This is a genomic window from Gemmatimonadota bacterium, from assembly GCA_009835325.1.
Taxonomy (GTDB): Bacteria; JAAXHH01; JAAXHH01; order JAAXHH01; family JAAXHH01; genus JAAXHH01.
Map to the genome: position 1 here is coordinate 1 of VXWP01000050.1, position 8,125 is coordinate 8,125.

The following is an 8,125-nucleotide window of genomic DNA, read 5'->3' on the forward strand; positions in this document are numbered from 1 at the left end:
ACTCGCTGCTGGATATTCCCTCGACGGCGGAGGCCGCCGCCAGATCCTGGGAACGCCTGTGCAGTTGGGCGATACCACTTGACGCCGAGGCGTGGAACGAATCCGAAGACGCCCGGGCTTTCCTGGACTGGGCGCGGGCGTTCCATGCACGCTTCCAACGCAACGGCTGGATTTCGAACGCCGAATTACCTGCGTCGGTCGCGGATCTCATCGACCAGGGCGCGGCACCGGTGCCCGAGGAGATCGAATTCGCGGGATTCCCCGAGCTATCGCCGGTGCAGAAACACCTGATCGACGCTCTTGCACGCCGGGGCGTGAAGGTCCGGGAGCGCGCTCGAACCGAGGAAGCCGGCGATGCCGTGCGCGTGGGCTTCGCCGATGCCGGCCGGGAGATCCGCGCCGCCGCCGAATGGGCGCGCCATTGCCTGGAAAGCGATCCGGACGCGCACGACCCGGCGTACCGGATCGGCATCGTCGTGACCGATCTGAACCAGCAAAGAGACGATATCGAGCGTGTATTCGGCGAAGTGATGCACCCTCGGAATCGGCTCCGGCCGGACCTCGACCCGTCGCGGTGCTTTAACATCTACCTCGGACGTACGCTCGATGAATATCCCGTCATTCAGACGGCGTTCCTGTTTCTTGGTATCGACCCCGGGGATCTCTCCGTCGAACGCGCCGGCCGCGTGCTGCGATCCCCGTTTCTACCCGCGGCCGCTGAAGAGTTGACCCGTCGCGCCTTGCTGGACGCGGAACTACGCGCCGGCGGCGCACCGGACGTGTCCTTTGCGGATGTAATCAGGCTGGCTCGGAAACGAAGGGGCGCGGACCGGTGTCCCAGACTTGAGACACTCCTCGAGACCTGGTCGGAAACGTACAGGACTCTTCAGACTTCGCGGCTGCCCAGTGATTGGGCGCCGGTCCTTTCCGCGTTCCTTCGCGACATCGGATGGCCGGGAGACCGCACGCTCGACAGCATCGAATACCAGACCCTTACAACCTGGTGCAAATCGCTTACCAATCTGGCCAACCTGGACGACGTGTTCGGGCGCGTTCCACTTCACGGCGCAGTGGACGCACTGAGGAACCTGGCCTCGGCCCAGCAGTTTCAACCGGAATCCGTGCCGGCCCCTGTCCAGATTCTGGGTGTATTGGAAAGCTACGGCTTTCGTTTCGACCGGCTTTGGTTAATGGGCCTGCATGACGGCGCCTGGCCGGCCGATCCCGCGCCGGACCCGTTCATTCCGGTACGCCTTCAACGCCGTTACGGCCTGCCCAGGTCGTCGCCGAACAGGGAACTCGAGACCACCCTGATGCACACCTCAAGCTTACTCTCATCCTCGCCATCCGTCGTCGTCAGCTATCCCGAGCGGGAAGAGGATGCGGACCTGGCCGTCAGTCCGCTCGTCCGTATGCTGCCCGAAACCTCGGCCGCCGACCTGGGGATCCCGCCGCCACCCGGCGACGAAGAAAGAATCCCCGGCGCTTCCGCGCTGGAAGAGTTGGACGACCACTTCGGACCGGCGTGCGATGATGTGGCGCTCAGGGGCGGGACCTTCCTGTTCAAGCTCCAGGCGGCCTGCCCGTTCAAGGCCTTTGCCGAACTGCGGCTCGGCGCCAGGGCGCTGGAGGAGCCCGAGCCCGGACTGAACGCCCTTGACCGGGGAAGGCTCCTGCACCGCGTGCTCAAACGGGTCTGGGCACGGCTGAAGTCTCAAGGGCACCTGCTCGCAGTGACGGAAGAAGGGCTGGCGGACCTGGTACGCGGGCACGTCGAACCCGAGGTCCGGAGGATACTGGGTGGCCGGTTTGCGCGCAATACCCGTCTTGTGGAAATCGAGCAGGCCAGGCTGGTGCGCATCATCGGTGAATGGATGGAGCTGGAACGGCAGCGGAAACCATTCATGGTGGTCGACCAGGAGGAGATTCGGACGGTCGAAGTCGGCGGCATCGAGGTGAAAATCCGGGTGGACCGTGTGGACCGCCTGGAAGACGGGAAGCTGGTCATCCTGGACTACAAGTCCGGGGAATGCGGGCCCTCCGACTGGACGGGCGCGAGACCGGACGAACCCCAGTTGCCCATTTACGCCGTTACCACGGAAGCCGAGGTGGCGAGCGTCCTGTTCGCAAAGCTGCGGACGGGTGAGCTGGGGTTCAGGGGGCTGGCCGAATCCCCGGATATTGTGCCGGGGGTCCGAGTACCGGAAAAGCAGCCGCCGATTGCGCAGGCCATAAGCGGCTGGAGGACGGTACTGGATGATCTCGGCCGCGATTTCCGGAAGGGTCGGGCGCACGTGGATCCCAAGGACCCCGCAAAGACCTGCCGGTACTGTGCACTGCCGTCCCTGTGCCGAATCAGCCAGGGGACGGTGGAACTATACGAACCGGAGGAAGTGGAGGAAACGGAGCGACCGCAGGTAGGGGATGAACAGGAGATACCGGAGGACGATCGTGGTTGAACCGGTAGCGGACCAGCAGCAACGTCTAGAGGCGCTCGATACGGCCCGGTCGTTCATCGTCCAGGCGCCCGCGGGATCCGGCAAGACCGAATTGCTGATCCAGCGGTTCCTGGCCTTGCTGGCCCGGGTAGACCGGCCGGAGGCGGTCGTGGCCATTACCTTTACCCGCAAGGCGGCCGCGGAGATGCGCCATCGCATCGTCGCGGCCCTGGGAAGCGCCGCCGGACCACGGCCCACGACGCCACACGAAGCCCATACCTGGAAGCTCGCGCGGGAAGCCGTTTCCCGTAACGACCGGCTGGGCTGGCGGCTGGCCGAGCATCCGGCGCGGATGCGCATCCAGACGATCGATTCGCTCTGCGCCATGCTGGTGCGCAGGATGCCCTGGGTCTCCCGCATGGGTGCGGCGCGCCGGCCGGTGGATGACGCGGGACACCTGTACGCGCGCGCGGCCCGGCGGACAGTGTCCATGCTGGATGCCGAAGGGGCGCCGGCGGACGTGACCGGTGCTGTGGCCGTGCTGCTTGCCCACCTGGATAACCATTTCGGAAGAGTCGAGCAGCTGCTGAGCGTCATGCTGGGCACCAGGGACCAGTGGATGCGGCACGTGGTCCATCGTAGTCCCAGCGATGTGTTGCAGGAAGCCCCGGCGCCCCCCGGACCTGAAGCGCTGCGTGCCCACCTGGAGGCCTCTCTACGTGAGGTTGTCGAAAGCAATCTTACAGCGGTCCGGGCCGGGTTCCCGGAGCTCTTCAGGGACGAAACCGCCGCGCTCGCCCGTTTCGCGGCATCGAACCTGCGTGCGGGGAACCGGGCGAGTGCGATCGACGCGTGTCACGAGATGACCGGGTTTCCGGGTTCGGATGCCGAGTCGCTCCCCTCCTGGGTCGGTATCGCGGAGATGCTCTTGACCGGCCAGGGAACCCGTCGCCGGTCGCTGAACGTCAACCAGGGATTCCCGGCGACCGATGCCGGCCGTGACGCCAAAGAACTGCTTGCCCGCATCGACCTTGACCCGGAAACCACCGAATCGCTGCACGCATTGCGCACACTGCCCCCTCCGCGTTTCGATGAAAGGCAGTGGGACGTCCTGAACGCGCTGATGCTACTGCTTCCCATGGCGGTGGAGCAGCTCAGGCTCGTCTTTCGGGAGGAAGGATGCGTCGACTTCACGGAGATCGGCATCGGCGCGCGGGCGGCCCTGGGTCCGGACGAGTCACCCACCGACCTGGCCCGAAGCCTGGACGATCGCATCACGCACCTGCTCATCGACGAGTTCCAGGACACCTCCCAGAGTCAGTACGGCCTGCTCACCCGCCTGATCAGGGACTGGCGCCCGGATGATGGCCGGACGCTGTTCCTGGTGGGCGACCCCATGCAGTCGATCTACGGTTTTCGCGAAGCGGAGGTGGGGCTTTTCCTTCAGGCCCGGAAAAACGGGGTAGGCGCCGTCAACCCGGTCCCTCTCGCGCTTTCGGTGAACTTCCGCTCGCATCCACCCGTCGTAAATTGGGTCAACCGCGTGTTGCGCGACGCATTCCCCCTGAGCGAGGACTTCCTCTCGGGTGCCGTGACCTATGAGCCCTCCGAGGCGTTCAAGGCCGACCATCCCGACAGTTGCGTACGCTTCCATCCCTTCCTCGACCGCGAACAGGAGACCGAAGCCGAACGCGTCGTCGAGATTATCTCCGACGCGCAGGCGCGCCGACCGGACGAGACCATCGCCGTGCTGGTCCATGCCCGCAGTCATCTGGCCGGTATCGTTTCCGCCCTGAGAAGGAACGGGGTGAGATTCCGCGCCGTGGAGATCGACGCCCTGGGGGACCGTCCCGTGGTGCGGGACCTGCTCGCGCTCACGCGGGCGCTCCTGCATCCCGGCGACCGGGTGGCCTGGCTGGCCATCCTGCGCGCGCCGTGGTGCGGCCTCACGTTGACGGACCTCGAGGCCCTTGCCGGAGTCAACGCCCCGTTCACGGTATGGGATCTTCTTCAGGATCCCGCGCGGCGGGAGCGGCTGTCACAGGACGCACGATCCAGGATTGACCGCATAATGCCCGTACTCGCCGATGCCTTCGCTCTCCGCGCCAGGCTGCCCATCCGCCGGCTGGTGGAAGGCGTCTGGTCCACGCTGGGTGGCCCGGCCTGCCTGGAGACCCGGACCGAACGCGAAGACGCTACCGCTTTTCTCGATCTCCTGGAACGGGTTCAGGACGGCCTGGGGATCCCGGACGAGAAGGCCTTCGCCGATGACGTCGCGCGCCTTTTCGCGCCTTCCGATATCGAAGCCGCCGGGGACGTGCAGCTGCTGACCATTCACCGGGCCAAGGGGCTGGAGTTCGATACGGTCATCCTGCCCGGCCTGGGCCGCCTTCCCCGATCGGAGGACCCGAGGTTGCTGATGTGGCACGAATACGCCCGCGGCAGGCAGTCCCGCCTCCTACTGGCGCCTATTCGGGCTACCGGCGGCGAAAAGGACCCACTCTACGCTTACCTTGCCCGCATTGAAACACAAAAACGCGAGAACGAAAGGACCCGGCTGCTCTATGTGGCCGCCACCCGGGCCCGGAAATGCCTGCATCTGCTCGGGCACGCCGTACCCGATCCGGAGAACGAATCCCTGAAGACACCGAGTTCACGGACGCTGCTGGCAAGAATCTGGCACGCGGTGGAGCCGGAGTTCATGGAAGCGCTGAAGGACTACGAAGGAAAAAATCCGGAAGGCGACACGGCCGTGGCGAAGTCCCGGGGAGTGCCGCTCCGACGTCTGGTTGCGGGCTGGACGCCCGGACCGCTGCCCGAAGACATCGACTTCAAACCGCTCTACGATCCGTCGGATCCCGATGGCGAAGAGCCGGGACATCCCACCTTCGAGTGGGTAACCGAACTTCAGCGGCGGGTTGGCATCGTCGTGCACCGGATGCTGCAGCGCATGTACGCACCGGATCTTCTGGACTTCAGCGAGGAAAGGCTTCGATCAGCGCTTCGCCAGGAAGGGCTGGCCGGCAATAAGCTGGACGAGGCGGTTTCCCGGGCGCTTTCCGCCCTGGGGAACATTGTTGCCGACGAAAGGGGACGCTGGATTCTGTCCAGGCACGCCCACGACGAAAGAGAACTCGCCCTTACCACGGTCCTCAACGGCCGGCCCCGACAGTACGTCGTGGACCGGACTTTCGTCTTCGAAGGCAGGCGCTGGATCATCGACTACAAGACCAGCGCCCATACCGGCGGAGATCTCGAGGGCTTTCTGGATAACGAACAGCAGCGGTACCGAAGCCAGTTGGAGGGCTACGCGGGCGTCATGCAGTCGCTGGAATCCGGGCCGGTCAACCTGGGCCTGTATTTCCCGATGCTGCAGGGATGGCGGTCCTGGACGTACCTGGGTAACCCGCGCTGAACACCCCGCACGACCGGTTCGTGCGGTCGTATCGAAACCTCTAAGGACACCATGCCTGATCACACTTTCCCGCTGATCGAAGTCCTGGGCAGCAGCTACGAGATGGGCTATCAGCACGGCGCGCAGGCCGCCGGTCTCGTCCAGCGGTACCTGCGATGGATCGAGCGGTTGACCGGGATGTCCCGGGATGCGCTGTGCCGGAACGCCATGGGTTTCTGGCCGCTGATGGAGCGCCTGAGTCCGGCCTTCTCGGAAGAAGTGCGAGGGCTGGCGGCGGGTGCGGGCATCAGCCTGGAAGAAGCGGTCCTTTGCCAGGCCCGCGCCGAGGCCGCTCAGCAGCCGGTCGGAGCCTGCACCGCCTTCGCGCTGACAAGGTCGGCCACGGCCGACGGGAACACGCTGGCGGGACAGAACCAGGACCTCGAGCCGGAATACGCCGACGTCGCGCTGTTGTTACGGGTAAGACCCGGCGACGGCCGGCCCCGGGCGTTGATGTTCACCTTTGCCGGCCAGCTGGGTTATTCCGGAATGAACGAGCACGGCGTGGCCCATTTCGCCAATGCCCTCTATGGGTGTACCTGGAGGATGGGACTGCCCCATTATCCGATCAAGCGCCTGGTCCTGGAGCAGCGGACGGTCGAAGACTGCGTGGAGCTTCTTTCCAGGCACCGCACCTGTTCGGCCGCCAACCTGGTGTTGTGCGACGGACAGGGACACATCGATACCGTGGAAATACGGCCCGAGGGGATTGCCCGGTACCGGGACGCCCATCCGGACGCCTGCCTGCACACCAACCACTACCTGACCCCCGCGTTCGCCGGTCACGAAACCGGATTCCTGCCGGATTCGTGTCCCCGGCTGGACCGTATCCGGAGACTCGTCCAGGCACGTTGGGGGACGATCACCGTCGAAACGATCAAGGAAATCCTGGCCGATCACGAAAACGATCCCGGCGGAATCTGCCGGCACGGCGCGGTCGGGATGCACTCGATTTCAGGGTATATCGCCGAACCCGAAAAACGACTGCTTCACGTGAGACGCGGCCACGGCTGTCTGGGCACGTGGCAGGCGTACGAAGTGTGAGGAACCTGCAATCACGCATCGGCGCTGCCGGGTGCGTGATAGGCCCGGTACGCTCCGTCCTTCAACACCGGTACGCAACGGCTCGCGTCCAAAGCCGCGGCAAGCCGCACATCCTCCGGGAATCCCCTTCCGATCAACTCTTTGCCGGAACCCGAACCAAGAAGGACTGATTCCAGGTCGTCCCTGAACGCCTCGAAAACCCGGGCGGCGGTTTCGGCTTCCGGCGAGCGGGTGCCTTCCAGCCCATGAATGACGGCCCCCGCGCCGATCAGGTCCTCGATCGCGGGCCTGAGGGTCTGCTGTTGCTTCCAGCGTTCCCCCGCGGGGATGATACTGACACCGGTCTCGTACTGCCGCAGTACGCCGGCAAGGGCCGTTGCGTTCCGGAGACAGCCGGCGAACGTGGGAATATCGCCGGTCGACAGGGACAGCGTCGATCCGTTGGGAGAGGGCAGAACAAGCGCAGTGCCGGCGGGTATGTCCACCAGGGAGGAAGGGGAGAGTGAAAAACCGCCCCCTTCGAATGCCCGGGTGGCATTGGCCAACTGGGCATTCAGGGACCTGGCGTAGGCCGCCGCAGAACGGTCCTTGCTACGGAACGGGTAGACCAGCGCGCCGTTTCCCGCGGCAATGTCCACACTGGTGGTAAACGACAGGACGTCGACGATGACCACGGCCCGGCTGACGGGCAGCAGTTCCTGAAGCCCCTCCATGCCCCACTCGCACCGGATATCGAACGAACCCTGGTCATAGTACATCGAAAGCTCGCGGTCAACTTGGCCGGCATGGTCAGCCTGGCCGGCATGGTCAGCCTGGCTGGCCTATGCGCTCGACTGTTCTTCGCGCGGAATGTTGCGTAGATACCGGTTCAACTTGTGGGTCTCGTAACGAAAGTCGTCGATGTGCCTGGCGATCGTCGACAACAGAATGACCACCTCGTGCAGTTCGCCACGCAGTTCATTCAGTATTTCGCAGGTCTCTTGCGCTTCCGTGTTTCGCATGAATACTCTCCCGATTCGGTGCGGACTGGTCTTAAGGAACGGGTGCGTGCAGGAACGGCAACCGGTGCGGAAGCCGGGATGCCATCATTAAACAGGATGTATAGTTACTATATAGTTTATTATTATTTCAAGCGGAAGTTTAATTCACTTTTTTTGTTACAACATGGGAAGATGATCCAGGTCCGGCC

At 64.4% G+C, this 8,125-nt stretch carries 5 protein-coding genes; 3 read left to right on the plus strand and 2 right to left on the minus strand.

Annotated features, from left to right (window positions below):
- The 3 genes from F4Z81_06445 to F4Z81_06455 form a co-directional block, all read left to right on the plus strand.
- Positions 1 to 2,459, plus strand: a 2,459-nt coding sequence (locus F4Z81_06445) for a hypothetical protein (GenBank protein ID MXW04691.1), incomplete at its 5' end; no start/stop codon positions are given.
- Complete coding sequence (locus F4Z81_06450) at positions 2,425 to 5,853, plus strand: AAA family ATPase (protein MXW04692.1); 3,429 nt, start codon at positions 2,425 to 2,427, stop codon at positions 5,851 to 5,853. The genes F4Z81_06445 and F4Z81_06450, both read left to right, overlap by 35 nt.
- A 51-nt stretch (positions 5,854 to 5,904) precedes the next feature.
- Positions 5,905 to 6,936 carry a hypothetical protein gene (locus F4Z81_06455; GenBank protein ID MXW04693.1) on the plus strand — a complete coding sequence of 344 codons (1,032 nt, stop codon included), beginning with the start codon at positions 5,905 to 5,907 and terminating at the stop codon, positions 6,934 to 6,936.
- Positions 6,937 to 6,947: 11 nt separating this feature from the next.
- Here F4Z81_06455 and F4Z81_06460 read toward each other — a convergent pair whose 3' ends face one another.
- Together F4Z81_06460 and F4Z81_06465 are read right to left on the minus strand one after the other, a co-directional pair.
- On the minus strand, positions 6,948 to 7,694 hold the full coding sequence (locus F4Z81_06460) for a hypothetical protein (protein MXW04694.1): 747 nt from the start codon (positions 7,692 to 7,694) through the stop codon (positions 6,948 to 6,950).
- Between the two features lie 63 nt (positions 7,695 to 7,757).
- A complete protein-coding gene (locus tag F4Z81_06465) occupies positions 7,758 to 7,937 on the minus strand; it encodes a hypothetical protein (protein MXW04695.1) in 180 nt (59 codons plus the stop codon).
- Between the last annotated feature and the right edge of the window lie 188 nt (positions 7,938 to 8,125).

What these genes read in the sequence shown, in the direction of transcription:
- F4Z81_06455 (MXW04693.1), top strand. Translation starts at nt 5,905, where the DNA reads ATGCCTGATCACACTTTCCCGCTGATCGAAGTCCTGGGCAGCAGCTAC.
- F4Z81_06465 (MXW04695.1), bottom strand. Translation starts at nt 7,937, where the DNA reads ATGCGAAACACGGAAGCGCAAGAGACCTGCGAAATACTGAATGAACTG.
- F4Z81_06450 (MXW04692.1), top strand. Translation starts at nt 2,425, where the DNA reads ATGAACAGGAGATACCGGAGGACGATCGTGGTTGAACCGGTAGCGGAC.
- F4Z81_06460 (MXW04694.1), bottom strand. Translation starts at nt 7,694, where the DNA reads ATGTACTATGACCAGGGTTCGTTCGATATCCGGTGCGAGTGGGGCATG.